22 protein-coding genes are annotated in these 24,561 nt (G+C 66.5%); 12 read left to right on the forward strand and 10 right to left on the reverse strand.

The features are described from left to right. Genes AC1ROX_RS15535 through AC1ROX_RS15550 form a run of 4 tightly spaced genes read right to left on the reverse strand, consistent with a single transcriptional unit; the run spans position 1 to position 3,537 of the window. Positions 1–1,149, reverse strand: coding sequence for a mandelate racemase/muconate lactonizing enzyme family protein (locus AC1ROX_RS15535; protein ID WP_493126853.1), 1,149 nt, complete (start codon positions 1,147–1,149; stop codon positions 1–3). Between the two features lie 10 nt (positions 1,150–1,159). Further along, positions 1,160–2,134 carry a Bug family tripartite tricarboxylate transporter substrate binding protein gene (locus tag AC1ROX_RS15540; protein ID WP_493126854.1) on the reverse strand — a complete coding sequence of 325 codons (975 nt, stop codon included), beginning with the start codon at positions 2,132–2,134 and terminating at the stop codon, positions 1,160–1,162. A gap of 42 nt (positions 2,135–2,176) precedes the next feature. Continuing rightward, complete coding sequence (locus AC1ROX_RS15545; protein WP_493126855.1) at positions 2,177–2,554, reverse strand: glyoxalase superfamily protein; 378 nt, start codon at positions 2,552–2,554, stop codon at positions 2,177–2,179. Continuing rightward, positions 2,551–3,537 (reverse strand): isopenicillin N synthase family dioxygenase, encoded by a 987-nt coding sequence (locus AC1ROX_RS15550; protein ID WP_493126856.1) that lies wholly within the window; start codon positions 3,535–3,537, stop codon positions 2,551–2,553. Before AC1ROX_RS15550 ends, AC1ROX_RS15545 begins: the two co-directional genes overlap by 4 nt. A gap of 90 nt (positions 3,538–3,627) precedes the next feature. On the opposite strand from AC1ROX_RS15550, the gene AC1ROX_RS15555 reads away from it, so the two are divergent. Then, on the forward strand, positions 3,628–4,062 hold the full coding sequence (locus AC1ROX_RS15555; protein WP_493126857.1) for an anthrone oxygenase family protein: 435 nt from the start codon (positions 3,628–3,630) through the stop codon (positions 4,060–4,062). A 127-nt stretch (positions 4,063–4,189) separates the two neighbouring features. Here AC1ROX_RS15555 and AC1ROX_RS15560 read toward each other — a convergent pair whose 3' ends face one another. Further along, entirely contained in the window at positions 4,190–5,836 is a 1,647-nt protein-coding gene (locus AC1ROX_RS15560; RefSeq protein WP_493126858.1) for a 3-(methylthio)propionyl-CoA ligase, read from the reverse strand. An 83-nt stretch (positions 5,837–5,919) separates the two neighbouring features. On the opposite strand from AC1ROX_RS15560, the gene AC1ROX_RS15565 reads away from it, so the two are divergent. Genes AC1ROX_RS15565 through AC1ROX_RS15575 form a run of 3 tightly spaced genes read left to right on the forward strand, consistent with a single transcriptional unit; the run spans position 5,920 to position 10,124 of the window. Continuing rightward, a complete protein-coding gene (locus tag AC1ROX_RS15565; RefSeq protein WP_493126859.1) occupies positions 5,920–8,058 on the forward strand; it encodes a mechanosensitive ion channel family protein in 2,139 nt (712 codons plus the stop codon). 27 nt (positions 8,059–8,085) lie between these two features. Further along, entirely contained in the window at positions 8,086–9,036 is a 951-nt protein-coding gene (locus AC1ROX_RS15570) for an aldo/keto reductase (protein ID WP_493126860.1), read from the forward strand. 14 nt (positions 9,037–9,050) lie between these two features. After that, complete coding sequence (locus tag AC1ROX_RS15575; protein WP_493126861.1) at positions 9,051–10,124, forward strand: MBL fold metallo-hydrolase; 1,074 nt, start codon at positions 9,051–9,053, stop codon at positions 10,122–10,124. Positions 10,125–10,147: 23 nt separating this feature from the next. Here the strand turns inward: AC1ROX_RS15575 and AC1ROX_RS15580 are convergent, their stop codons facing one another. Genes AC1ROX_RS15580 through AC1ROX_RS15595 form a run of 4 tightly spaced genes read right to left on the reverse strand, consistent with a single transcriptional unit; the run spans position 10,148 to position 14,964 of the window. Then, positions 10,148–11,017, reverse strand: a complete 870-nt coding sequence (locus tag AC1ROX_RS15580; RefSeq protein WP_493126862.1) for an amidohydrolase family protein — start codon at positions 11,015–11,017, stop codon at positions 10,148–10,150. Beyond that, positions 11,014–12,270 carry an MFS transporter gene (locus AC1ROX_RS15585; RefSeq protein WP_493126863.1) on the reverse strand — a complete coding sequence of 419 codons (1,257 nt, stop codon included), beginning with the start codon at positions 12,268–12,270 and terminating at the stop codon, positions 11,014–11,016. The genes AC1ROX_RS15580 and AC1ROX_RS15585 overlap by 4 nt, the downstream gene beginning before the upstream one ends. A gap of 22 nt (positions 12,271–12,292) precedes the next feature. After that, positions 12,293–13,882: an ABC transporter substrate-binding protein gene (locus tag AC1ROX_RS15590; protein ID WP_493126864.1), complete on the reverse strand. Its 1,590-nt coding sequence runs from the start codon at positions 13,880–13,882 to the stop codon at positions 12,293–12,295. A 5-nt stretch (positions 13,883–13,887) separates the two neighbouring features. Beyond that, positions 13,888–14,964 (reverse strand): isopenicillin N synthase family dioxygenase, encoded by a 1,077-nt coding sequence (locus tag AC1ROX_RS15595; protein WP_493126865.1) that lies wholly within the window; start codon positions 14,962–14,964, stop codon positions 13,888–13,890. A gap of 139 nt (positions 14,965–15,103) precedes the next feature. Between AC1ROX_RS15595 and AC1ROX_RS15600 the strand changes: the two genes are divergently transcribed. Further along, on the forward strand, positions 15,104–15,862 hold the full coding sequence (locus AC1ROX_RS15600) for a bestrophin-like domain (protein ID WP_493126866.1): 759 nt from the start codon (positions 15,104–15,106) through the stop codon (positions 15,860–15,862). Positions 15,863–15,866: 4 nt separating this feature from the next. Here the strand turns inward: AC1ROX_RS15600 and AC1ROX_RS15605 are convergent, their stop codons facing one another. Then, a complete protein-coding gene (locus AC1ROX_RS15605; RefSeq protein WP_493126867.1) occupies positions 15,867–16,808 on the reverse strand; it encodes an AroM family protein in 942 nt (313 codons plus the stop codon). Between the two features lie 207 nt (positions 16,809–17,015). Between AC1ROX_RS15605 and AC1ROX_RS15610 the strand changes: the two genes are divergently transcribed. The 7 genes from AC1ROX_RS15610 (at position 17,016) to AC1ROX_RS15640 (ending at position 24,561) form a co-directional block, all read left to right on the forward strand. Continuing rightward, entirely contained in the window at positions 17,016–18,095 is a 1,080-nt protein-coding gene (locus AC1ROX_RS15610; protein ID WP_493126868.1) for an S-methyl thiohydantoin desulfurase family protein, read from the forward strand. Then, the gene (locus tag AC1ROX_RS15615; RefSeq protein ID WP_493126869.1) at positions 18,092–19,174 is read left to right on the forward strand and encodes an S-methyl thiohydantoin desulfurase family protein; all 1,083 of its coding nucleotides are present in this window, start codon (positions 18,092–18,094) and stop codon (positions 19,172–19,174) included. The genes AC1ROX_RS15610 and AC1ROX_RS15615 overlap by 4 nt, the downstream gene beginning before the upstream one ends. Then, entirely contained in the window at positions 19,171–20,727 is a 1,557-nt protein-coding gene (locus AC1ROX_RS15620) for a hydantoinase/oxoprolinase N-terminal domain-containing protein (RefSeq protein ID WP_493126870.1), read from the forward strand. Before AC1ROX_RS15615 ends, AC1ROX_RS15620 begins: the two co-directional genes overlap by 4 nt. Before the next feature lie 10 nt (positions 20,728–20,737). Beyond that, positions 20,738–21,613, forward strand: coding sequence for an ABC transporter permease (locus tag AC1ROX_RS15625; protein WP_493126871.1), 876 nt, complete (start codon positions 20,738–20,740; stop codon positions 21,611–21,613). After that, the gene (locus tag AC1ROX_RS15630) at positions 21,610–22,425 is read left to right on the forward strand and encodes an ABC transporter permease (RefSeq protein WP_493126872.1); all 816 of its coding nucleotides are present in this window, start codon (positions 21,610–21,612) and stop codon (positions 22,423–22,425) included. The genes AC1ROX_RS15625 and AC1ROX_RS15630 overlap by 4 nt, the downstream gene beginning before the upstream one ends. Before the next feature lie 23 nt (positions 22,426–22,448). After that, complete coding sequence (locus AC1ROX_RS15635; RefSeq protein WP_493126873.1) at positions 22,449–23,495, forward strand: extracellular solute-binding protein; 1,047 nt, start codon at positions 22,449–22,451, stop codon at positions 23,493–23,495. A gap of 85 nt (positions 23,496–23,580) precedes the next feature. After that, entirely contained in the window at positions 23,581–24,561 is a 981-nt protein-coding gene (locus AC1ROX_RS15640; protein ID WP_493126874.1) for an ABC transporter ATP-binding protein, read from the forward strand.

Below are 24,561 nucleotides of genomic sequence, written 5' to 3' on the forward strand. Positions count from 1 at the left end.
TTACGCGTGCCGCTCGATATGAAGGCTTCTTAGGTTTAGGAGCGGCTTGATATCCGGTTCTAGACCGAGTCCTTGCCCGCCGGGAAGGCCGACGCTTCCGTCACGGACCGAAAAAGCATCCTGCAGTACATCCTCGCGCAGCGGATTGGGATTGGCGTCGACCTCCAGCAGGCCGGGACCACGCACGGCCGCCAGCAGGTGCAGCGAATGGAGGAGGCCGATCCCGGCGCCGAGATAGTGCGGGCAGAAGGTACGGCCGGCGGCGAGAGCGGCGCGGGCGACCGGCAGGCACCCGGAATGGCCGCCCCACTTGGCGGCATCGGGCTGGATCACGCCGAACAGGCCGCTATCGATCGCCTCCTGGAAGGGACCGGCGCCGCGCAGGTTTTCGCCGACGGCCAGCCGGGTCGGCGTCACAGCCGCCACCTGGGTCCACTCGGCCAGAGGCCGGTCGGCCATCAGCGGCTCCTCGATCCAGCCCAACCCGAACTCGGTGAGCTTCGGCGCCATGACGCAGGCGGTACGCAGGTCCCAGCCTTGGTTGGCGTCGACCATCAGCCGCTCGCCGTCCTGCAGCTCCTTTGCGACGGGGCGCAGCGAGCCGAGATCGGTCTCCTCGCCGAAGCCGACCTTGATCTTGAAGGCGCGATAGCCAGCGGCGCGCATGCGACCAACCGTGTCGTAGGCGGCGCGGCCGGGATTGAGGCCTGACGCATAGACGGGGACCGGTGAGTCGTCGGTGCCGCCCAGCGCGCGCCACAGCGGCAGGCCGCGCTTGCGGGCGCGCAGGTCGTGGATCGCGAGGTCGAGGCCGGCGGCTGCGGCCGAGAAGGCGCCGGCATCGCCGCTCTGCACGCGCAGCACATGCAGCGCACGGTCGATCTCGCCCCACAGGCCGACGGGATCGTCGAGCGACTTGCCCAGGGCGCGCGGTGCGACGATGTCGGCGAACAGCAGCGCGCGATGCTCGGCGGCGGCGTTGGGGAAGTTGCACCAGATCTCGCCCCAGCCGCGCGCGCCGTCGGAGTCCTCGACCCTGACGAACACGGCAGCCCGTTCGGTCATGGTGCCGAAGGAGGTGCGAACGAGATCCTTGATCGGGGTGCGGAAAACGTGGGCTTCGACGCGGGCCAGGGTGGGCCCGCTCATGTGCGGATACTCATTCGAGCTTGATGTCCTTCTCGACGATGATCTTGCCGTAACGGGTGCGGTCGGTGTCGATCAGCGCCTTGAACTCGGCCGGCGTGCTGCCGACGGGCAGCGCGCCCTGGTCGATGAACTGCTGCCGCGTCGCCGGATCGGCGAGCACGGCTTTCACGTCGGCCGCGATCTTGTCGACGATCGGCTGCGGCGTGCCGCCGGGCGCCAGCAGGCCGATCCACGAGATCGAGTTGTAGCCGGGCAGGCCGGTCTCGGCCGCGGTCGGCACGTCGGGCAGCGCGGGCGAGCGCTTGTCGCTGGTGACGGCGATGGGCTTCAGCTTGCCCGATTTGATCTGGCCGCTGGTCTCCAGCACCGTGGCGAAGGACATGGTGACGTGGCCGCCGATCAGGTCCTGGATCGCCGGTCCGCCGCCCTTGTAGGGCACATGCGTCAGCTTCAACCCGGCCTGGTTCTCGAACAACGCCGCGGCAAGATGCATCGAGCTGCCGTTGCCTGAGGTCGAGTAGGTGAAGTCGCCGGGCTTGGCCTTGGCCGCGGCGATCAGCTCGGCCGTGCTCTTCGCGGGGGTCGCCGGATTGACGACGAGGACCAGCGGCAGCTCGGCCACCAGGGTGATCGGCGTGAAGGCGGTGTCGGCGTTGTAGGGCAGCTTCTTGTAGAGCGACGGGTTGATCGACTGGGTGCCGATATTGCCCATGACGATGGTGTAGCCATCGGGCTTGGCCTTCGACGCGATCTCGAGGCCCACGATGCCGGCGGCGCCCGGCTTGTTGTCGACGACGACCTGCTGGCCCCATTTCTCCGAGAGCTTCTGTGCGAGCAAACGCGAGCCCGTGTCGGTGCCGCCGCCCGGCGGGAAGGGCACGATCATCGTGACGGTCTGCTGCGGAAAGGTCTGTGCGCTCGCAGCGACCGTCCACGAAAGTGCAAGTCCCGCGGCGATCAGCCGGCCGATCCAGATATGTCGCATGTTCCTCCCGAGCCCCGGCTTTCTGCCGGTGACGCGGGAAGTCTAATCGTTCGGTTCGCTGAACGTAAGCTTGTTGCCGAACGGGTCGGCCACTTTGACCGTGCGTGCGCCCCACGGCTGGTCCTCGAGGCCCGGGCGCGCGTAGCGATACTTCTTTTCCGTGAGTTCGCGATGAAGCGCCTCGATGCCCTTCATCTCGATCATCATGGCCGATCCCGGCGCACCATCGCCGTGATGCTCGGTGAGATGGAGCACAACGCCGGCGCGGGAAATCTGCGCGTAGACCGGCGCATTGTCGTCGAAGCGATGCTCCCAGTCCCAGGTGAAGCCGAGGAAGTCGACGTAGAACTCCTTGGCCTTGGCGACGTCGAAGATGCGCAGGATCGGGACGACCGGCCCGAGTTTGATCTCGGCGCTCATTCGGCGGCCTGCTGGGCGGTTTCGTTCAGCACGTCGTAGTTCCGCTTCAGGTACCAGGTCATGTAGTCGCTGTACCAGGTGGTCGGGTACTTTGGCGGTTTGTCGGGGCCGACTGTGGTCGGCACGGCGGCGACCGGCCAGTCGATGCCGCTGTCGCAGAAGAACGGCAGCGCATAGCGCGCGCCGGTCGTCTTGTTGATGGCGCGGTGCGGCGTCGCCAGGAAGAGGTCGTTGGTGTAGCGCTGCAGCATCTGCCCGCCGTTCACGACATAGGCATTGTCGATCGCGGGCATGTCGATCCAGCTGCCGCTCTGGCTGCGGATCGAGAGGCCCTGCACCTCGTTGGGCGCCAGCAGGGTGAGGAAGCTGGTGTCGGTGTGCGGCGCCAGGCCGAACTCGTCATCGACGGGCCCATCCTGCGGCGGATAGTGCGTCATGCGCATCGAGAACATCGGCTCGGAGAAGGCCGTGTCGAAATAGTTGGCCGGCAGGTCGAGCGCGCGGGCGTAGAGCCGCACCATCTTCTGCACCAGCCGTTCCATCTCGTTGCAGTAGTCGACGACGGTGTCGCGGAAGCCCGGCAGGTCGGGCCAGCGGTTGAGGCCACGGAAGCGGCGGCCCGACAGCACGTCGGGATGGTCCGGTGCCATCTCACGCTTCACGAAGAAGGCCTCGTTGAGATTGGCCTTGGTGCCGGTCTGGATGGTCGAGGTGCGCAGCGTGTTGCCGCGCATGGGGAGATAGCCGGTATTGTGCTGGTCGAGCTTGAGTTCCAGCTTCTTTTCGACCGGCTGGTCGTGGAAGCGCTTCACCTCGGCGAACATGCCCGCGATCTTCTCGCGCGCGATGCCGTGGTTCACGATGAAGTAGAAGCCGATCTCGGTCAGGGCGAAGCGCAGCTCCCTGGCCGTGCGGTCCATCGCGCCAGGCTCGCCCGCGAGGTAGGGGCCGAGGTCGATGACGGGAATGGTTTCGGTGGCCACGGTCTACTCCTTCTCGGGCTCCCTATTTGGCCCGGGACGGACGATAATGCCGCTGTAGCGCCTCGGTCCAGCGCGCGCGGAAGGAAAGTCATGATCTTCGGAATTCTGGCCCTGGTGACGGCGGCGCTTTTTGCCGGCGCGGCCTTCTATGTGAGCTTTGCCGAGCATCCGGCGCGATCCCAGCTCGAGGACCGCGCGCAGCTCCAGCAGTGGAAGATGTCCTACCAGCGCGGCACGATCATGCAGGGCAGCCTTGCTGCCATTGGGTTCTTGCTGGGCCTGGCCGCGTGGTGGCAGACGCGTGACGAGCTATGGATCGTCGGCGCGATCATGCTGGGCTCGAACTGGGCCTACACGGCGCTGATGATCATGCCGGTCAACAACGAGCTGAAGGCGATCGAGCTCGACGATGCCGGCGAAACGAGCGCCGTGCTGTTGCACCGCTGGGGCAAGCTCCACCTCAAGCGCACGATGCTCGGCATCGGCGCGACGCTCCTGTTCATGTGGGCGGTGTTGAGTCGTTGACCGCTAGCAGGATGTCGATCCGGGCAAATTGTCATCCTGAGCGAAGCGAAGGATCTCACGTTCGCCAGAGAGTCCGTCGTTCGCTCCGCTAGGTCCTTCGCTGCGCTCAGGACGACAGATGCTGCCTCTAAGTCGTCGGCAGCTTGTAGTCCTTGAAGTCCTCGCGCAGGCGGGTCTTCAGGATCTTGCCGGTCGCGGTGTGCGGGATCGCCTCGACGAACTGCACGTCGTCGGGCAGCCACCATTTGGCGACCTTGGTCGCGAGGAACTCGACCAGCTCCTTCTTGTCGATCTCGGCGTCCGGCTTCTTGTGGATGATGAGCAACGGCCGCTCGTCCCACTTCGGGTGCGCGATGCCGATCACCGCCGCCTCGGCGACGCCGGGATGCGCCATCGCGGCGTTCTCGAGGTCGATTGAGCTGATCCATTCGCCGCCCGACTTGATCACGTCCTTGGAACGGTCGGTGATCTGCATGTAGCCGTCGGGATCGATCGTGGCGACGTCGCCGGTGGCGAACCAGCCGCCGCCCTTGCCCTCGATCTCGCGCAGCACCTCGCCGCCTTCACCCTTGAAATAGCCCGAGGTGATCCACGGACCGCGCACCAGCAGGTCGCCGAACGCCTTGCCGTCGCGCGGCAGTTCCTTGCCGGCATCGTCGACGATCATCATGTCGACGCCGAAGGGCGGGCGGCCCTGCTTCAGGCGCACTTCCAGAAGGTCGGAGGCCGAGAAATCCCGATGCTTCTCCTTCGGATGGTTCACCGTGCCGAGCGGGCTCATCTCGCTCATGCCCCAGGCATGCAGCACCTCGACACCGTAATCCTTGTCGAAGGTCTCGATCATGGCGGGCGGCGCGGCCGATCCGCCGATGACCGCCTGCTTCACCGTCGAAAGCTTCAGCTTGTTGGCCTTCATGTGATTGATCAGGGCGAGCCACACGGTCGGCACGCCGGCCGTGAAGGTGACGCGCTCCTTCTCGAACAACTCGTGCAGGCTGGCGCCGTCGAGCGCGACGCCCGGGAAGACCAGCTTGGCGCCGACCAGCGCGGCCGAGTAGGGCAGGCCCCAGGCATTGACATGGAACATCGGCACCACCGGCAGCACCACCGAGCGCGCCGAGAGGTTCAGCGTGTCGGGCAGTGCCGCGCCATAGGCGTGCAGGATGGTCGAGCGATGGTGATAGAGCACGCCCTTGGGGTTGCCCGTCGTGCCCGACGTGTAGCAGAGCGACGAGGCCGTATGTTCGTCGAATTCCGGCCATTCGTAGGTGCCCGGCTTGTCGGCGATCAGCTCCTCGTAAACCAGCAGGTTGGGGATGTTGCAATCCTTGGGAAGATGCGCCCGGTCGGTCATCGCCACGACATGGCGCACGCCCTTCATCTGCGGCAGCAGCTTCTCGACGGCCGGCAGCAGGTTGAGGTCGACGAACAGGAGCTGATCCTCGGCGTGATTGACGATGTAGACGATCTGCTCGGGGAAGAGCCGCGGGTTGATCGTGTGGCAGACCGCGCCCATGCCGGAAATGCCGTAGTAGAGCTCGAAATGGCGGTAGCCGTTCCAGGCGAGCGTGCCGATCCGGTCGCCGGTCTTGATGCCGAGACCCAGAAGCGCCTCGGCGATCTTCTTCGCGCGCTTGTTCGCATCGCGGTAGGTATAGCGGTGGATCGGGCCTTCGACGGTGCGCGAGACGATCTCGGTGTCACCATGGTTCAGCGCGGCATGCTCGATGAGCTGCGAAATCAGAAGCGGGCGATCCTGCATGAGGCCGAGCATCGGGGCGTCTCTCCTGTCGTGTCGTCTGGCGGCTGGGCGCCAATTGGCTTAGGTTTGTGACGCATTTCTTTGGGGGAGAATCGATGAAACGGTCAAGCTGCGGCAGCGCCTCTGCAATCAGCGGCCTGACCGGCGTCTGGGCCTTCCCCGCCTCGGCGCAGGCCGTGACGGGCGGCGAGAGCGCTGCCGCCAGCTTCCTGACGCTGATGACCGAGCGGTTTGAATTCACCGTCGCGCAACTTCCCGCACTCGGCGCGCATCTCGCCAGCTTGCCGGAGGCGGTCGGCGGCCGCACGGCGCTGCTGCTGGTCGGCATCATCGTGGCCGGCCTCGTCGCGGAGGCCATCGCACGGCTGGCCCTGAGCCGCGCCCGGGTCAGCGCCTTCGATCACCTGGTGGCCAAGACGCCGCTGCGCGCCTTCTTCCGCGCCCTTCTGCTCGACGTACTCGCCCTGGTCGCGTTGGCCGTCGCCGGCCGGCTGGTGCTGGGCCAACTGGGTCCCTCCGACAGTCTCGGCGCCAAACTCGGTCAGCTGGTGCTGCATGCGCTGGTCTACTGGCGCGGCTTCAACCTCATATTCCGCGCCTTCCTGAGGCCGGGCACGCCCGAGGGGCGCATCGCGCCGGTCGACGACGGGACGGCGGGGCGCCTGCTGGTCGCGCTCAATCTCGTGGTTCTCCTACCTCTGTTGGGCGGCCTCCTGGCGCGAGGCCTGGGTGCGACCGACGCCAGCCGCGAGATGACGAGCGCCGCCATCATGCTCTACGTGCCGGTGATCGCCCTGCTGTCGCTCTGGGTCGTCTGGCGCTGGCGCTTCGACATGGCGGCCTGGCTGACGGCCATGGTGCCGCCGACGGGTTTCAGTCGCCAGCTCAAGCTGGACGCGGCGCGCAACTGGTGGATGGCCGGTCTCGCCTTCTATGCGCTGCTGGGCCTCGCGGCGGTCTATGCCGCCCTGACCGAGAGCGGGATGGCGGCCCAGGGCATGGCGACCATCGAGTCGGCGCTGATCGGGCTTCTCCTGTTCGAGACGCTGATGCACCGGATCACGCGCCACATCATCTCCGAGCTGCCGATGGCAGGCGACGTTGTCGCCGATTGCGTGCGCCTGATCGTCCGCCTCTACGTCGCGATCATGATCGCGGAGGCCCTGATGGTGCGCGTGCTGGCGGCCGCGACGCCGGAGCAATGGACGGTCCATGATCGTGGCGCCAAGTTCGCGGCCCTGAGCGCGGTGGCGATCTATGCCGGCTGGCGCTTCATCAAGTACCGCATGGACTCCTACATCGCCTCCAACCCGCTGCCCTCGGCCGACGTGTCGGGCGATTCCGAGGAGGAGGTGCAGATCTCGGCCTCGCGGCTGCGCACCCTGATGCCGCTGCTGCGCGTCGTCACCGGCTCCACCATTGCGGTCGTCGGCGGCCTGCTGGTCCTGTCGGAACTCGGCGTCAACATCACGCCGCTGATCGCCGGCGCCTCGGTGTTCGGCCTCGCCGTCTCCTTCGGCAGCCAGTCGCTGGTGCGCGACATCGTGTCGGGCGTCTTCTTCCTGGCCGAGGATTCGTTCCGCATCGGCGAATATGTCGATTGCAGCAAGGTAAAGGGCACGGTCGAGGGTTTCAGCGTGCGCTCGCTGAAGCTGCGCCACCAGAACGGCCAGCTCCATATCGTGCCGTTCGGCCAGGTCGGCCACATCACCAATTTCAGCCGCGACTGGACCGTGGTGAAATTCAACATCGCCTTCGCCAACGGCACCGACATCGAGCTGCTGCGCAAGACGATGAAGAAGATCGGCCTCGCGATGATGGAGGAGGCTGCCTACAAGCCCATCCTGATCGATCCGCCCAAGATGCAGGGGGTGGTCGACATCAAGGACAATTCGGTGATCGTGCGCTTCAAGTTCATGGCGCGCCCGAAGAACCCGACCCTGGTCCAGCGCATGGTGATCCGGCGCATGTACGAGCAGTTCCCGGCGCTGGGCATCCAGTTCGCCACAGGCAACAATTACCCGTTTCCGCTGCCGGCAACGCCGTCCGTGCCGCCGCAGGCCAACGAGCCGGCCGAGCCGCGCACGATGCCGGCTGCTCCCGCTGCGGCGGCGACGGTTGCTGCCGCCTCGGCCGTCGCGCTCGCCGCCCTGTCGAGCGAGGCGCCGGCCGCCCTGCCGGCCGAGACTCTTGCCGAAGCGCCCGCCGAGGTGCCGACCAAGGCCGCCGAATAGACCTTCAGAGGATCAGAGGAGATAACCATGCAGAAGCGCAAACTCGGAAAGTCAGATCTCGAATTCGTCCCCATCGCCTTCGGCGGCAACGTCTTCGGCTGGACGGCCGACGAGGCGACGTCGCACAAGCTGCTCGACGCCTTCGTCGATGGCGGCTTCTCCTTCGTCGATACGGCCGACGTCTATTCGCGCTGGTTCCCGGGCAACAAGGGCGGCGAGAGCGAGACGGTGATCGGCACCTGGCTGAAGAAGGACCCGTCCAAGCGCGCCAAGATCGTGCTCGCCACCAAGTGCGGCATGGGCCTGCCGAGCGGGGCGCTGTCGCGGAAGAACATCACCGAGTCGGTCGACGCCTCGCTGAAGCGTCTCAACACCGACCGCATCGATCTCTTCCAGTCGCACAAGGACGACAAGGACACGCCGCAGGAGGAGACGCTCTCGACCTATGGCGACCTGATCAAGGCCGGCAAGCTGCGCGTCATCGGCGCCTCCAACTTCGATGCGCCGCGCCTCGCCGAGGCCGCGAAGATTTCCAAGGAGAAAGGCCTGCCGCGCTACGAGAGCCTGCAGCCGCATTACAATCTCATGGAGCGCGGCCTGTTCGAGGGCGCGCTGGAAGACGAGTGCCTGAAGGAGGGGATTGGCGTGATCCCTTACTATTCGCTGGCCAGCGGCTTCCTGACGGGCAAGTACCGGTCCGAGGCCGATGTCGGCAGCGCCCAGCGCGGCGCCGGCGTGAAGAAGTACATCAACCCCAAGGGCATGGCGGTGCTGAAGGCACTCGACGATGCGGCCGGAAAGAGCGGTGCCACGCTGGCCCAGGTGGCTCTCGCCTGGCTGCTGCAGCGCAAGTCGATCACCGCGCCGATCGTGAGCGCCACCAGCCTGAAACAGCTCGATGACGTGCTGAACTCGACGACCCTGGAGCTCGAACCGGAGTCGATCGCCGCCATCGACAAGGCCAGCGCACCAGCCTGAGCACGGAGGGGCCGATGCTCGTCTTTCGCCAGCTCTTCGACCCGACCTCGTCGACCTACACCTATCTGCTCGGCTGCAGCGTCTCGAAAGAGGCACTGCTGATCGATCCGGTGTTCGAGCAGGCGCGGCGCGATGCGGCGCTGATCGGCGAGCTCGGCCTCGTGCTCAAATGGACGCTCGACACCCATGTCCATGCCGACCATGTCACCGGGGCCTGGCTGCTGAAGCAGCGGCTGGGCAGCGGGATCGCACTGTCGGCCGCGTCGGGCGCGGCCGGCGCCGACCGGCTGCTGCAGGACGGCGACCGGATCGAGTTCGGCCGCCGCGCGCTCGAAGTGCGCGCCACGCCGGGTCATACGTCGGGCTGCGTCACCTACGTGCTCGACGACGAGAGCATGGCCTTCACCGGCGACTGCCTCCTGATCCGCGGCTCGGGCCGTACCGACTTCCAGCAGGGCGATCCGCGCGCACTCTATCGCTCGGTGCGCTCGCGCATCTTCGCCTTGCCCGAGGGCTGCCTGCTCTATCCCGCGCACGACTATCGCGGCCTCACGGTCAGCAGCGTGATCGAGGAGAAGCGGTTCAATCCGCGCCTCGGCGGCGAGGTCGGCGAGAACGACTATGTCGGCTACATGAAGAACCTCGACCTGCCGCACCCGAAGAAGATCGACGAGGCGGTGCCGGCCAACCTGCGCTGCGGCCAGCCCGGCAACGGGGCGAGCGCGCCGGCCGAACCCGGCTGGGCGCCGCTGCGTTTCACCTTCGGCGGCGTCTGGGAAGTCGAGCCGCACTGGCTCGAGGAGAATCTCGCCAGGGTGAATGTCGTCGATGTGCGGGAGCCCGCCGAATTCTCAGGCCCGCTGGGCCATATCCGTGGCGCGACGCTGGTTCCCCTCGGCGAGTTGGCGGCGCGCGCGAAGGATCTGCCGAAGGACAAGCCGATCGTCGCCGTCTGCCGCGCCGGCAGCCGCTCCGCGCATGCGACCGCGATCCTGAACAAGGCCGGCATCACCGACGTCGCCAACCTCCCCGGCGGCATGCTGCGCTGGCGCGCCGAAGGCCGCGCTGTAGAGGGCGACACGGCTTAGTTCATTGGAGCGCCGACTTAAATTCAGAACCCGTAAAGCTTCGACGGCGTATCGACCAGGATGGTGCGCCGCGCCGCTTCGTTCGGCACCCAGTCCTCGAATGTCTTGAGTGTAATCGGATAGGTCGTGACGCGATTGAGGTCGGTATCGGTGTGCGGCCAGTCGCTGGCCCACATCAGGCGCTCGGGGCCGAAAGCGTCGAGCAGCATCGGCGCGGCCATCCGGGCGCGTTCAGGGCCGACGCGATAGGCGCCGCACATCACGACGAAGACGCGGCCGGTGCGGGCACTCTCCAGCAGGACCTTGAAGCCCGGATCGCGCGCCGGGCCCAGCGTGCGGTCGAACATGCCGTAATGCGGGATCACCACCTTGTGGCCGCCATCGAGCAGGAACGGCAGCATCTCGGGCAGGCGCTTGCTCTCGACATAGAGATGGATCGGCCAGTCGCGCTTCAAGGCCTCGCCCAGCATCTCGTGATAGGCCGACCATTGCGGCGTCGGCAGGCCGAAGATCGGGAAGCGCAGACCGCGCACGCCGATCCGTGCCATCTCCTCCCAGTCCTCGGGTTTCGTCTCGACCGAGGGCGAGATCCATGGCACGCCGCGGAAGCGCTGCGGTTCGGCCTTCAGTGCGCCGAACAGATAGGAATTGTCGTAGCCCAGGAACGAGGGCTGCAGGAGGACCGCGCGCCCGACGCCGTTGGCTTCGGCCAGCGCCAGCAATGTCTGCCATGAGGCGTCGTAGTTGGGCGCGTAGCGGGCATCCACGGCGAGCTTCAGCCCGCGCACGAAGGCATGCGCGTGGGCGTCGACCCACAGCGACGGCGCCGCGCGCGCCGGCAGCGCAGCAGCCGCGAGCGCCATCGGTGCGAGGGCACGACGCCCGATCTTCACGGCGGCAGGGTCGCGTCGCGCGACGTCTCGCGGAAGGTGAGCAGCGTGGCGATGGAGATGGCGGCGGCCCCCATGAACAGCCAGGCCGGGCTCAGGTCCATGTCCGTGCGGGCGATCAGCCAGGCGGCGGTGAGCGGCGTCAGGCCGCCGATCACCCCGAAGGCGATGTTGTAGCCCAGCGACACCGCCGTGCAGCGGACGCGGCCCGCCACTGCCTCGGTCAGGATGGAGGGGATGATGCCGAGACCCATGCCGGCAGGGATCACCAAAGCGAGCTGGCCCGCCAGGATCAGCGCCGGGTTGGGATGGTGCATCAGCCAGAGGCATGGCACCGCGGCCACGAAGCCCAGGATCATCGCCGTGAACATGAGCGGTCGGCGCCCGAAGCGATCGGACAGCCAGCCGGACAGGAGCATCACCGGCAGCAGGAAGAACATGCTCACCGTATTGATCTCCAGCGCGCGCGCCGGAGCGACGCCGTCGACCGTCTGCAGCCAGGTCACCACGTAGAGGAACATCAGGTAGAAGCCGACGGCATTGAAGATCGTGATGCCGGCGACGCGCGCCACCGCCCGCCCGTGATGGCGCATCGTCTCGACCAGGGGTGAGCCTTGGTGCGACCGCGCCGGCACTTCCTCGACGATGACCTTGCGGATCCACCAGCCCACGACACCGAGCACGATCCCCAGCAGGAACGGAACGCGCCAGCCCCAGGCCACCAGCGCATCGGCCGGCAGGAGGGCGGCGAAGGTCGCGCCGATCGCCGAACCCAGGAGGAAGCCGCCGTTGGCGGCCAGCGAGCAGAAGCTGCCGACCAGGCCGCGCCGGCCGGGTGGTGCCTGCTCGACGAGGAAGATCATGGAGGTCGTCGCCTCGCCGCCGACCGACAGGCCCTGGATCATGCGCAGCAGGGTCAGCAGGATGGGGGCGGCCATGCCGAGCGTCTCGTAGCCCGGAAGAAGGCCCATGAGGAAGGTTGGCACCGCCATTGCGGCAATGGAGAAGGTGAGGGCGGCGCGGCGACCGTAGCGGTCGCCGATATGGCCGACCACCATGCCGCCCAGCGGCCGCATCAGGTAGCCCAGGGCGAAGATGCCGAAGGCCGCCAGGACCTGCGCCACCGGATCCGCGGCCGGGAAGAACACCCGGCCGATAGTGGCGGCGAAGTAGCCGTAGATCGCGAAATCGTACCATTCGAGCAGGTTGCCGATGGTACCGGCCGCTACGATGCGGCGAGTGCTGGTCGGGTTCATCTCTCCCGACTATGCCACGCCTCTATTTCTTTTCGATATTCCAGAAAACCGGAATGGGGCTCGTCACGACGCCGCTCAGACGGTCCGAGCGGGTCGCGGTCGGCAGCGTGTACTGGCCGAGCGGCACGTGCGTGCCGTAGGTGATGGCGCGGGCCTGCAGATCGGCTGCGATCTTCTTGCGGCTCTCCAGATCGGGCGCCCGGGCGAAGGCGTCGCGCAGCTTCTCGACCTCGGCGTCGCACGGCCAGCCGAAATTGGCCTTGTCGCACGAGGCGGTGAGCATGCTGTTGGTCAGCGGGTTCATCATGTCGACCGACAGCCACGATGTCATGAAGCCGTTCCAGCCACCGTCCTGCGGCGGCGTCTTGCGCAGGCGGCGCGAGACGATGGCCTGGAAGTCGAGCGGCACCATCTGCACCTTGAAGCCGCCCTTCTCGAGCAGGTCCTTGGCGATCGGCCCGGCATTGGTCAGCACGGCGATGTCAGTCGTGTGCAGCATCACGATCGGCGTGCCGTCGTAACCGGCTTCCTTGAGCAACTCCTTCGACTTGGCGAAGTTGCCGCGCACCAGGCCTTCCATGCCGGCATTCGTTTCGAGCGGTGTGCCGCAGACGAACATGGCATCGCAGGTCTGGTAATACTTGTCGTCGCCGATCACGCCCTGCAGGAAGGCCTTCTGGTCGAAGGCATACTCCGCGGCGCGGCGCACCTTCTCGTTGTCGAAGGGCGGCACGACGGTGTTCCAGCGGAAGACGTACTGCGCGCCGATCTTGTTGTAGACCTCGAGCTTCACGTTCTTGTCGGCCTGCAGCAGCGACTTCAGGTCGTGCGGCGGCGCCTCGATATAGTCGATTTCGCCGGCCAGCAGCGCGTTCACGGCCGTCTGGTGGTCGGGGATGGCCAGCCATTCGACCCGGTCGACCTTGGCGATCTTGCCGCCGGCCAGGCCCGACGCGGGCTCGGCGCGCGGCTTGTAGTCGGGGTTCTTCACATAGACGGTCTTTTCGCCGGGCTTCCACTCGTCGGCCTTGAAGATGAACGGGCCGGAGCCGACATATTCGGAGATCTGCTTGGCGGGATCGGTATCGGCAATGCGCTTGGGCATCATCAGCGGCGTCGAGCCGCCGGGCTTGGCCAGCGAATCGATGACCAGGCCGTAGGGCTCCTTCAGCACGATCTTGAAGGTCTTGTCGTTCACCGGCTCGAACGAAGAGACGAAGCTCAAGAGCTTCACGCCGGTCGAATCGCGCGCGCCCCAGCGCTTCAGCGAGGCGATGCAGTCCTCCGAGGTGACCGGCTTGCCGTCGTGCCACTTGAGGCCGTCGCGCAGGGTGAAGGTGTAGGTGAGCTTGTCGTCGCTGACCGTCCAGGTGTCGACCATCTGGGGCTGCGGCTGCAGCTTCTCGTCCATCGCGAACAGCGTGTCCCACACCATGTAGCCGTGGTTGCGCACGATGTTGGCCGTGGTCCAGATCGGGTCGAGGACCTTGAGGTCGGAGTGCATGACCGCCTTGATCGTCTTCGTCTGGGCGAAGGCGGGTGTGGAGATCGCAAGAGGGGCAAGAAGCAGGGCTGCGGCGGAACCGGCCGCGAGGAGGGTACGCAAACGCATGGGGATCAGGCCTGCCAGCGCGAGGTGGCGCGTTCGCCCGGCGCGATCTCTTCTTCGGTCGGCGCGGCGACCTTGGACATGTGGCCGTAGCGCTGGGCCGCGAACCACAGCGCGTAATCGCCGAACTTGATCGGCGGATACTTGGCCGGCTTCTCCGCCGACTGGCAGGAGGGCAGGCACTCGATCATCGTGTCGTGGTCGGGATCGCAGAAGAAGGGGATCGCGTAGCGGAGCTGGCCCGAGACGTTGCGCACGCGGTGCGGCGTCGACAGGAAGCGCTCGTTGCTCCAGCGGTGGAGGATGTCGCCGCCGTTCACGACGAAGGCGTTCTCGAGGCCGGGCGCGTCCATCCAGTTTCCGTTGGGCAGAAGGATCGAGAGACCCTGCACCTTGTTGGGCGGCAGCAGGGTCATGAAGCCGGAATCGGTGTGCGGCACCAGGCTCTCGACGCTCTCGTCGGCACCGTCGATCTGCGGATAGCGCGACATGCGCAGGATCATGTGCGGCTTGGCGAAGCAGGCGTCGAAGTAGGTTTCCGGCAGGTCGAGCGCCAGCGCGTAGAGGCGCACCAGCTTCTGGCAGAGCTTCTCCAGGGTGGAGATGTATTCGAGCGTGGTTTCGCGGAAGCCCGGCAGATCGGCCGGCCACTTGTTCGGCGCATGGAAGCGGCGGCCCGAGATGACGTCGGGATCGCTGGCCTCGCGCTCGCGGCGCAGGAAGTAGGCTTCGTTCTGGCTGGGCTTCTTGCCCTGCGCGGCGGCATTGGGCGGCGCCTTCTGGGCGATCGGCATGTAGCCGATATTGTGCTCGTCGACCTTGACCGCGAGCTTGGCGTCCATCGGCTGGGCATGGAAGCGCGCAGCCGCGGCATAGGTGTCGTCGATCAGCTTCTGCGGCACGCCGTGGCCTGCGAGATAGTAGAAGCCGACATTCTCGAAAGCGTAACGCAGCTCGGCCGCAGCCTTCTCGGCGGCGCCGGGCACGCCGGCCAGATAGTCTGCGACGTCGATCAGCGGGATCTCGCCACCGATGAGGGGCGGGGCGACGGGCTGCCGGCTCACGGTTTGGATAGTTGGCTGCATCGGTCGACCTCCAGAATACGCTGCGCGAACGCTTAACATGTGCGCCGGAGCCTCTGCAAAAACCAAGCCGTCCCGGTTTCGCAGATGCTAGGATTTCGCGGTCCGCCGCCGTCCGGCGCTCCCATGAAAGGTCGAACCCGTGCAGCCCATCTGGATTTCGCTCGTGGCCTGCGCGGTCATGCTCCTCGGCGCCGTGCTGGGCGTGCTGTTGCGCCGATGGCTGCCGGACCATCACCTGAACGACCATACAAGGGACATCGTGCGGCTGGGCGCTGGACTGGTGGGCACCATCGCGGCGCTGGTCCTCGGTCTGCTGATCACCTCGGCGAGCAGCAGCTACGAGGCCCAGCGCAACGACGTGCGCCAGATCGCGACCGACATCATCCTGCTCGACGACCTGCTGCAGCAATTCGGACCCGAGGCCAATCCGGTCCGGGTGCGGCTTCGCGAAGCCGTTGCCCAGATGGTCGACAGGATCTGGAGCGATCGAGCGTCGGGAAGCCTTGCCGTGACCTACGGCGTGGGAACGATGGGCGCCCGGGTCTATACCGATATCCATGGCCTGCAGGCGGAGACGGAGGTCAAGAAAGCGCTCGTCACGCAAGCCCTGCACATGGCGATCCCGATCTCGCAGGCCCGCCTCATGCTCTACGAACGCTCGAAGTCCGGGCTGCCGGCGCCGATCCTGATCGTGCTGCTCTTCTGGCTCACCGTGCTGTTCGCCAGCTACTGCCTGTTCTCGCCGGTCAATCCGACATCGGCCGTCGCGCTGGTCCTGGTCGCGCTTTCGGCCTCGGCGGCCTTGTTCCTGATCCTCGAAATGGGCGAACCATTCAGCGGCTTCATGCAGATATCGAGCTCGTCGATCCGCACCGCGCTGCCGCCGCTCACGCCTTGAGACGTTACGACTGCCTCAAGGCGCGGCGGATGAGTTCAGGCGTCGACGTCGCGCCGAGCTTCAGCATCGCGCGGGCGCGATGGATCTCGACGGTGCGATGGCTGATGCCCAGCGTGCGCCCGATGGACTTGTTGGCGGCGCCTTCGAGCACCTGGACCAGCACCTCGGTCTCGCGTCGCGTGAGTTGGTCGAGGGCTACCTGGGGCAGCCGTCGCAGCAGTTCGGTGCCGGTATAGGTCGTGGCCTGTAGATCGAGCGGCTTGCCGGCGATCTCGGACAATCGGAGCCGCGCCGTGCTGCCGATGATGCGGCAGGCGGTGACGACCGGCTTGCCGCTGGTGCGTGCGACCTGCTGGGCCATTTCGCCGGTGTAGCCGACCGAATTCATCACGATCAGGTCCGCGCCCGACACGCGGTCGATGGCCTCGGTCAGGTCGGAACTCTGGCCGCCGCCGATGGTCGCCAGCGAGCTCTTGAGCATCGTGCCGTAGTCGCTCTCGCTGGCCGCGGATTGCTGGCTGGCCAGGGGGAAGATGATGCCGATCCGGGAGTTGCTGGCGGTCAGCGCGGAGATCCAGGCATCGAGCGTGTCCTGGCCGTGGATGTGCGGAGTCCGGGTCGAAAGCCGCGCGCGCATGCCGGTCATCGCCAGGATGAGAAGGTCGTAATTGCGGCCGTCGAGATCGGCGACCAGCGCCTCGACGCGGCTGGTCACGAAGCCGGCATCGACGATGACGTGACGGCCGTCGCGCAATTGCGTCGTATAGCGCAGCTCATCGCCGCGCGGCGCCATGCTCTCGATCAGCGCATCGGAGTCGTTGTCGAGAGCACCGAACTCGTCGTGTTCGGCGTCGCCGAGCAGGGGACGGATTTCCCGCATGACATCGGGACGCGGTGCCTGGCCCATGGTGATCACGGCGATGCGCGGCGTGCGCCTGGTCTCCACCTGTCTTCTCCCCATACGTGCTCGCACGTATTGATGGCGTTCCTGTTTATTCCATAGTCATGCCTGAATACGGGGCAAGATGTCATGCCGGCAGGAACTCATCGCGCGACGAAACACGCCGCTTCGGTGGTCCCGATCTTGCAAGGCCTCGCTCCGGCGGACCCTCGTCGACCCTGACAAGAGCGACTTCGCTCGAAGCATCGGACCATGCCCCTGACCGACATCACAATAGACGACATCGAATCGCTGGCCGTTGGCGCCTGGGTCCTCGGGACGGGGGGCGGCGGCAGTCCCTATCTCGGTCTCCTCAACATGCGCGCCCTCTACAAGGAGGGCTATCGCGTCCAGCTCATGCCGGCGTCCGAACTCGCCGATGACGACTGGGTAGCCGCGGTCTCCAACATGGGCGCGCCCCTGGTCGGGCAGGAGCGTCTCACCGACAGTCGCACGATTGCCCGGGCCGTCGACCTGATGGAGCGCCACACGCGCTATCGCTTCCGCGGAATCATGTCGCTGGAGATCGGCGGCGGCAATTCGATCCAGCCGCTGATGGCGGCGGCGCACCTGAAGCGGCCCGTGATCGATTCCGACATGATGGGCCGCGCGTACCCTGAGGCGCAGATGACGTCGGTCGCGGTCGGCGATCTCGTGCCGTGCCCGCTGACCACCGTCGACGTGCGCGGTCTTGAATCGGTCGTCGAGAAGGTGCCGACCTGGAAGTGGATGGAGCGGGTCAGCCGCAAGATCTGCGTCGAGTACGGTTCCATCGCCTCGACCTGCAAGGCGCCGCGCTCCGGCGCCGAGGTGAAGAAGTGGGGCATCCACGGCACCACCACCAAGGCCATCGCCATCGGCCATGCCGTGCGCGAGGCGCAACGCACGCACGGCGATCCGATCGCGGCCATTCTCTCCGTCGAGCCGGGCAAGGTCCTCTACAAGGGCAAGGTCATGGACGTGGAGCGCCGGGCGACCGAAGGCTTCCTGCGTGGCCGCACCCGTTTCGATGGCATGGACGAGTATCGTGGCTCGGCCATGGAGATCAATTTCCAGAACGAATGGATCGTGGCGTGGCTCGACGGCAAGCCCATCGCCATGTCGCCCGACCTGATCTGCGTGCTCGATTCGGTGTCGGGCGAGGCGGTCGGCACAGAGACCATTCGCTACGGCCAGCGCGTGACGGTCATCGCGTTGCCGCCGCCGCCGGTGTTCCTGAGCCCCAAGGGGTTGCAGCATGTGGGGCCGAAGGCTTTCGGCTACGACATCGAGTTCAAGAGCGTTTTCGCTTGAGCCGACGGGACATCAGCGAGGACGATATCGAATCGCTCGCCGTCGGCGCCTGGATCCTGGGCACCGGCGGCGGCGGCAACCCGTATCTGTCGCTGCTCAACATGCGGGTGCTCTATCGCGAGGGCCGGCGCGTCCAGCTCATGCCGGCCTCCGAACTGGACGACGACGACTGGGTCGGCGTGATCGCCAACATGGGTGCGCCGCTGGTCGGCATCGAGCGCCTGACCGATCACCAGACCATCGCCCGCGCGGCGCGGCTGATGGAAGAGCATACCGGACGCAGGTTCGACGCCGTGATGGGCATGGAGATCGGCGGCGGCAACGGCGTCCGTCCGCTGATGGTGGCGGCGCATCTCGGCGTGCCGGTCGTCGACTCGGATACGATGGGCCGGGCCTATCCCGAGGCGCAGATGACGTCGGTTGCGGTCGGTGGCCTGAAGCCCTGTCCTCTCACCGCGGTCGACGTGCGCGGCCTTGAATCCATCGTCGAGACGGTGCCGAGCTGGAAGTGGGCGGAGAGGATCGTGCGCAAAATCTGTGTCGAGTACGGCTCGACGGCGCCGACCTGCCAGCCGCCCCGCACCGGCGCCGAGGTAAAGGCGTGGGGCATCCACGGTACCACGACCAAGGCCATCGCCATCGGCCGCGCCGTGCGCGAAGCGCAGCGGACGCATGATGATCCGGTCGCGGCCATCCTCTCCGTCGAACCGGGAAAGCTCCTCTACAAGGGCAAGGTCGTCGACGTGGAGCGTCGCGCGACCGAAGGTTTTCTGCGCGGTGTCGCGCGGTTCGAGGGGATGGACGAGTGCCGTGGGTCGGCGCTGCAGATCAATTTCCAGAACGAATGGATCGTGGCGAATCGCGACGGCGAGCCGATCGCCATGACGCCGGACCTGATCTGCGTCCTCGATTCCGTGTCAGGCGAAGCGGTCGGCACCGAAACCATCCGCTACGGTCAGAGGGTCACCGTGATCGCGCTGCCCGGACCGGACATCTTTCTCACGCCTGCGGGACTGGCCCATGTCGGACCGCGGGCCTTTGGCTATGATCTTGAATTCAGGAGCGTGTTCGCATCATGAGGCGGATCGGTATCGACGTCGGCGGCACCAATACGGATGCCGTCCTGATCGAAGAAGGCAAGGTCGTGGGCGCGGTGAAGGCGCCGACCAGCCAGGACGTGACCACGGGCATCCTCGATTCGCTGAAGAAGCTCGGCGGGACGGGGGTGCTGAAGGGCGCCGACGGGACGCCGAAGAAGGTCGACGGTGTGATGATCGGCACCACGCATTTCATCAATGCCGTGGTCCAGCGCCGGCATCTCACCAAGGTGGCGGCGCTGCGGCTCGGTCTGCCGTCGGGCGCGTCGCTGCCGCCATTCTGCGACTGGCCCGAGGATCTCGCGGCGCTGGTGCGCGGCGGCGTCTGGATGGTCGAGGGCGGCCACGAATATGACGGCCGCCCGTTCATGCCGCTCGACGAAGCCGCCGTCCTGAAGGCGGCGCAGGAGATGAAGGCGGCAGGTCTCACCGCTGTCGGCATCTCATCGGTCTTCTCGCCGCTCGATCCCAGCCACGAGAAGCGCGCGGCCGAGCTGGTCGCTTCGGTGATCCCGGACGCCGCCATCACCTGTTCGTCCGACCTGGGCCGTATCGGCCTTCTGGAGCGCGAGAATGCCGGGCTGCTGAACGCGGCGCTCGCCGACCTGTCGCGCGACACGATCGCGGCCTTCGAGAAGGCGATCCGCGATTCCGGCATCGATGCGCCGCTGTTCATCACCCAGAACGACGGCACCGTTGCCGAAGCGAGCCAGGCGCGGCGCCTGCCAGTCTACAGCTTCGCCTCGGGCGCCACCAACTCGATGCGCGGCGCGGCCTATCTCTCGGGCCTCAGCGACGCGATGGTGATCGATGTCGGCGGCACCACGACCGACGTGGGCCAACTCAAGCTCGGCTTCCCGCGCGAGGCCAATTCGGTGGTCAAGGTCGGCGGCGTGCGCACACTGTTCCGCATGCCCGACCTGCTGTCGATCGGCCTGGGCGGCGGCAGCCACGTGGTGCTCGATCCGCTCTCCATCGGGCCTGTTTCAGTGGGCTATCGCCTGCTGACCGACGGCATCGCCTTCGGCGGCAAGCAGCTCACGACCACGGACGTCGCGATCGCGGCCGGCGTGCTCGACCTCGGCGACAAGTCGAAGGTCGCCCATCTCGACGCCGAGACCTGCGCCAAGGTCTTCGCCGAAGCCGCACGGCTTGCCGAAGAGGCGATCGACCGCATGAAGACCGAGGCGGGCGACGTGCCGCTGGTCGCGGTCGGCGGCGGCGCCTTCCTGATCCCCGACAAGATGGCGGGCGTGTCGCAGGTCATCCATGTCGAGCATGGCGATTGTGCCAACGCCGTGGGCGCCGCCATTGCGCAGGTCTCGGGCGAGTGCGACCAGATCTTCAAGGACATGACCCGCGTCCAGGCGATCGAGGCGGCGCAAGCCATCGCCAACGACCGCGCCGTCGCGGCCGGCGCCGACCGCGCGACGCTCCACACGATCGAGAGCGAGGACATGCCGCTCGCCTACCTGCCCGGCAACTCGGTCCGCGTGCGCGTCCGCGTCGTGGGCGACGTCGCGGCCACCTCGTGATCTCCACGAAATGACGAACGCCGCGCGCCCGTCCCCGATTGCCTGGCTGATCGCGCCGGCCGCGCTGCTGTTCGTCCTGTTCTTCGTGCTGCCGTTCGCCGTGATGACGGCGATGTCGTTCTATTCCGGCAATCCGGTCACCAATCCGAACGCCTTCCTGACGACACGCCACTACGAGCGCTTCATCTTCGACCCGGCCGGCATCTTCCACGATGCGCTGTGGTCGACCCTGCGCATCGGCCTCATCACGACGGTCATCGCGCTGCTGATCGGCTATCCGCTGGCGCACTGGATGGCCCGCATGCAGTCACGGCTGGGGCACGCGCTGGTCCTTATGGCGGTGATCGCGCCGATGCTGACCGGCATCGTCGTGCGCACCTTCGCCTGGATGACCATCCTGCAGGACAAGGGCGTCATCAACACGACCCTGATGCAGTGGGGCCTGATCGAGAAGCCGCTGCCGCTGATGTACAATGAATTCGGCACCATCGTGGCGCTGGTCCATATCTACGTGCCGTTCATGGTGCTGACTCTGACCGGCGTGATCGGCCGCATCGACGAGCGGCTGGAGCAGGCGGCGCGCAGCCTGGGCGCCGGCCGCATTCGCGCCTTCGTCGAGGTGACCCTGCCGCTCAGCCTGCCCGGCATCCTGGCGGGCTCGCTGCTGGTCTTCGCCCTGTCGATCAGCGCCTACGTCACGCCCTCGCTGATGGGTGGCACCGACGTCCTGACCTTGCCCATGCTGATCGCCCAGCAGGTCGGCACCAGTTTCAACCCGAACTTTGCAGGTGCGCTCGGCGTCATCCTGCTGCTGGTCTCGCTGGCCATCGTCGTGGCCTACAATCGCATCCTGGCCCGGCTGGCGGGCGGGCAGGGCATGGCATGAGCGCCGCTCCGAACCGCCGACCGTTCGACGCAGGCCGCGCGGCCTATCTGGCGCTGAACGCGCTGCTGCTCGTCTTCCTGCTGCTGCCGATCGCCATCGTGCTGGTGTTCGCGCTGAACCCGACGCCCTACATCTCCTTCCCGCCGGTTGGCGTCAGCCTGCGCTGGTTCGAGAAGTTCTTCATGAGCGCCGAGTTCATGAACGCGCTCTGGCTGTCGCTCTGGGTGGCGACGGTGGTGCTGATCCTGTCGATCGTGATCGGCGCCGCCTGCGCCCTCGCCCTGGCGCGCGGCAACCTGCCGGGGCGGGCGGTGATGACCGCCTTCTTCATGTCGCCCCTGATGGTGCCGGCGATCCTGACCGGCCTGGCGCTGTTCCAGGCCTATCTCCTGTCCGGAATCGGCCGGCCGGTCTGGGGGCTGATTGCGGCCCATACCCTGGTCGCGGTGCCCTATGTCATCCGCACGACCTTGGCGGTGCTGCACAATTTCGACCGCCGCATCGAGGAGGCTGCCGCCGTGCTGGGGGCCAGCCCCGTCCGGGTGTTCTTCGAGGTCACCCTGCCGCTGATCCGGCCGGGCGTGTTCGCGGGCGGCGTTTTCGCCTTCATCGTGTCGTTCGACCAGTTCCCGGTGTCGCTGTTCCTGGTCGTGCCGAAGGGCGAGACCCTGCCGGTGGTGCTGTTCAATTACATGAAATTCGACCTCGACGGCGCCATCGCGGCCGCCTCGATGGTCTCGATCTTGCTCGCACTTTCGGTGGTTCTGGTGCTGGAGAGGCTGATCGGCCTCAAGGCCTACGTTAAGCTCTGATGGGAACGAACAAGGGGGTTGCCATGATTTCACGTCGCAAAGCGTTGCGTAGCGGTGCTGGCCTCGCGGCCCTGGCCACGGTGGGTGCGCCGTCGATCCTTCATGCCCAGACCAAGACGCTCAAGATCACGACCTGGGGCGGCAAGTGGGGCGAGGTCATGAAGGCCACCGTGCTGCCGGCCTTCGAGAAGGAGTTCAAGTGCACGGTGTCGGCCGACCAGGCCTTCCCGTTCCTGCCCAAGCTGCAGGTCAGCCCGAAGAACGACCCGATCTACGACGTGCTGCATGCCAACTCGAACGAGCAGTGGAACGCTGTCACCGAGGGGCTGGTGATCGACAAGATCACGACCAAGGAAGTGCCCAACATCGCCGACGTCTATCCCTATGCGGTCAGCGACAAGATCGTGGGCGTCACGATCTTCACCAGCGCCATCGGCCTGGGCTATCGCACCGACAAGGGCCTGACCAAGCCGACCTCGTGGAAGGACTTGGCCGATCCCAAGCTGGCCGGCGCCCGTGGCGGCTATCTCATCCCGGTGAACAGCCTCGGTCAGGCGCACCTGATGATGCTGGGCAAGGTGTACGGCAAGGGCCTCACCGACCTCGACGCGGCCTATAAGGCGCTGGAGGCGCTGAAGCCGATCAAGCTGGTCGATTTTACCGGCCAGATGGAGAAAATGCTGCTATCGGCCGAGGTGTCGATGGGCGTCATCCACGATTCGGGCGTCTATCGCTACGAGGGTGCGAACATGCAGCCCGTCGACTTCGCCAGCCCCTCCGAGGGCGTGCTGGCGCTGGAGCAGGTGCTGAACGTCACCCCGGGCTCCAAGGTCAAGGAGCTTGCCTTCGCCTATATCGACTACATGCTGCGGCCCGACGTGCAAAAGCTGCTGGCCGAGGCGGTGTGGTATTCGCCGGCCAACAAGAAGGTGAAGCTCGACGCCAAGTACGACGCGAAGCTGCTCACCACGCCGGAGAAGGTCGCGACGCTGATCCAGCCCGACTGGAAGTGGTACAATGCGCGTCGCGAAGACATCGACGCCCGCGTCACCAAGATCCTGAAAGGTTGAGCGTGTCATCCCGAGCGCAGCGAGGGATCCTTACGGATCAGGAAGGATCCCTCGGCCTACGGCCTCGGGATGACAACGCGGACTCATGACTTCTGCCGCCATCAAACTCGACCAGGTAACCAAGACGTTCGACGGCCGCGTGATGGCCGTCGATGCGGTGACGCTCGATATCGCCGCCGGCGAGTTCTTCTCGCTGCTGGGACCGTCGGGCTGCGGCAAGACGACGAGCCTGCGCATGATCGCGGGTTTCGAGCATCCCGATTCGGGGCGCGTGCATGTCGGCGGACATGACATCACCGACCTGCCGGTGCATCGGCGCGACATGGGCATGGTTTTCCAGTCCTACGCGCTGTTCCCGCACCGCACGGTGGCGGAGAACGTGGCTTTCGGCCTGCGCATGCGCGAGGTGCCGAAGCCCGAGATCGAGCGGCGGGTCGCGGCGGCGCTGGAGCAGGTGGCGCTCACCGGCTTCGAGACCCGCAAGCCCGGCCAGCTTTCGGGCGGCCAGCAGCAGCGCGTCGCGCTCGCCCGCGCGCTGGTCGTGGAGCCCCCGGTGCTGCTCTGCGACGAGCCGCTGGGCGCGCTCGACCGCAAGCTGCGCCAGCAGATGCAGTTCGAGCTGAAGGAGCTGCAGAAGCGCCTTGGCGTCACGCTTGTGTTCGTGACCCACGACCAGGAAGAGGCGCTGGCCATGAGCGACCGCATCGCCGTGATGAATGGCGGCAAGGTCGAGCAGGTCGGCACGCCGACCGAGATCTACGAGCGGCCGAAGACACGCTTCGTCGCCGACTTCATCGGCGAGATCAACATCCTGGAAGAGAGTGGCGGCCTCAGCGCGCTGCGACCGGAGAAGATACGGCTCGTGGCACCCGATGGTGCGCGCATGGCTGGCACCGTCGAGACCGCGAATTATCTCGGCGGTTCGACCCTGCTGCGTGTGCGGCCGGTCGCGGGCCCCTCGATGCTGGTACGCGAAACGCATGCCGGCGAACGCGCCTCGCGCGCGCCGGGCGACGCGGTGGGGCTCGCCTGGAACGACACCGACACCGTCGCGCTGGAGGGCTGA

This window comes from Reyranella sp. GW821-FHT14A01 (assembly GCF_058803965.1).

Bases quoted from the DNA above. Each gene is read 5' to 3' on its own strand.
- AC1ROX_RS15620 (WP_493126870.1), top strand. From the start codon at position 19,171: ATGAGGCGGATCGGTATCGACGTCGGCGGCACCAATACGGATGCCGTC.
- AC1ROX_RS15590 (WP_493126864.1), bottom strand. From the start codon at position 13,882: ATGCGTTTGCGTACCCTCCTCGCGGCCGGTTCCGCCGCAGCCCTGCTT.
- AC1ROX_RS15575 (WP_493126861.1), top strand. From the start codon at position 9,051: ATGCTCGTCTTTCGCCAGCTCTTCGACCCGACCTCGTCGACCTACACC.
- AC1ROX_RS15630 (WP_493126872.1), top strand. From the start codon at position 21,610: ATGAGCGCCGCTCCGAACCGCCGACCGTTCGACGCAGGCCGCGCGGCC.
- AC1ROX_RS15555 (WP_493126857.1), top strand. From the start codon at position 3,628: ATGATCTTCGGAATTCTGGCCCTGGTGACGGCGGCGCTTTTTGCCGGC.
- AC1ROX_RS15595 (WP_493126865.1), bottom strand. From the start codon at position 14,964: ATGCAGCCAACTATCCAAACCGTGAGCCGGCAGCCCGTCGCCCCGCCC.
- AC1ROX_RS15535 (WP_493126853.1), bottom strand. From the start codon at position 1,149: ATGAGCGGGCCCACCCTGGCCCGCGTCGAAGCCCACGTTTTCCGCACC.
- AC1ROX_RS15560 (WP_493126858.1), bottom strand. From the start codon at position 5,836: ATGCTCGGCCTCATGCAGGATCGCCCGCTTCTGATTTCGCAGCTCATC.
- AC1ROX_RS15610 (WP_493126868.1), top strand. From the start codon at position 17,016: ATGCCCCTGACCGACATCACAATAGACGACATCGAATCGCTGGCCGTT.
- AC1ROX_RS15640 (WP_493126874.1), top strand. From the start codon at position 23,581: ATGACTTCTGCCGCCATCAAACTCGACCAGGTAACCAAGACGTTCGAC.
- AC1ROX_RS15625 (WP_493126871.1), top strand. From the start codon at position 20,738: ATGACGAACGCCGCGCGCCCGTCCCCGATTGCCTGGCTGATCGCGCCG.
- AC1ROX_RS15570 (WP_493126860.1), top strand. From the start codon at position 8,086: ATGCAGAAGCGCAAACTCGGAAAGTCAGATCTCGAATTCGTCCCCATC.
- AC1ROX_RS15545 (WP_493126855.1), bottom strand. From the start codon at position 2,554: ATGAGCGCCGAGATCAAACTCGGGCCGGTCGTCCCGATCCTGCGCATC.
- AC1ROX_RS15565 (WP_493126859.1), top strand. From the start codon at position 5,920: ATGAAACGGTCAAGCTGCGGCAGCGCCTCTGCAATCAGCGGCCTGACC.
- AC1ROX_RS15585 (WP_493126863.1), bottom strand. From the start codon at position 12,270: ATGAACCCGACCAGCACTCGCCGCATCGTAGCGGCCGGTACCATCGGC.
- AC1ROX_RS15635 (WP_493126873.1), top strand. From the start codon at position 22,449: ATGATTTCACGTCGCAAAGCGTTGCGTAGCGGTGCTGGCCTCGCGGCC.
- AC1ROX_RS15540 (WP_493126854.1), bottom strand. From the start codon at position 2,134: ATGCGACATATCTGGATCGGCCGGCTGATCGCCGCGGGACTTGCACTT.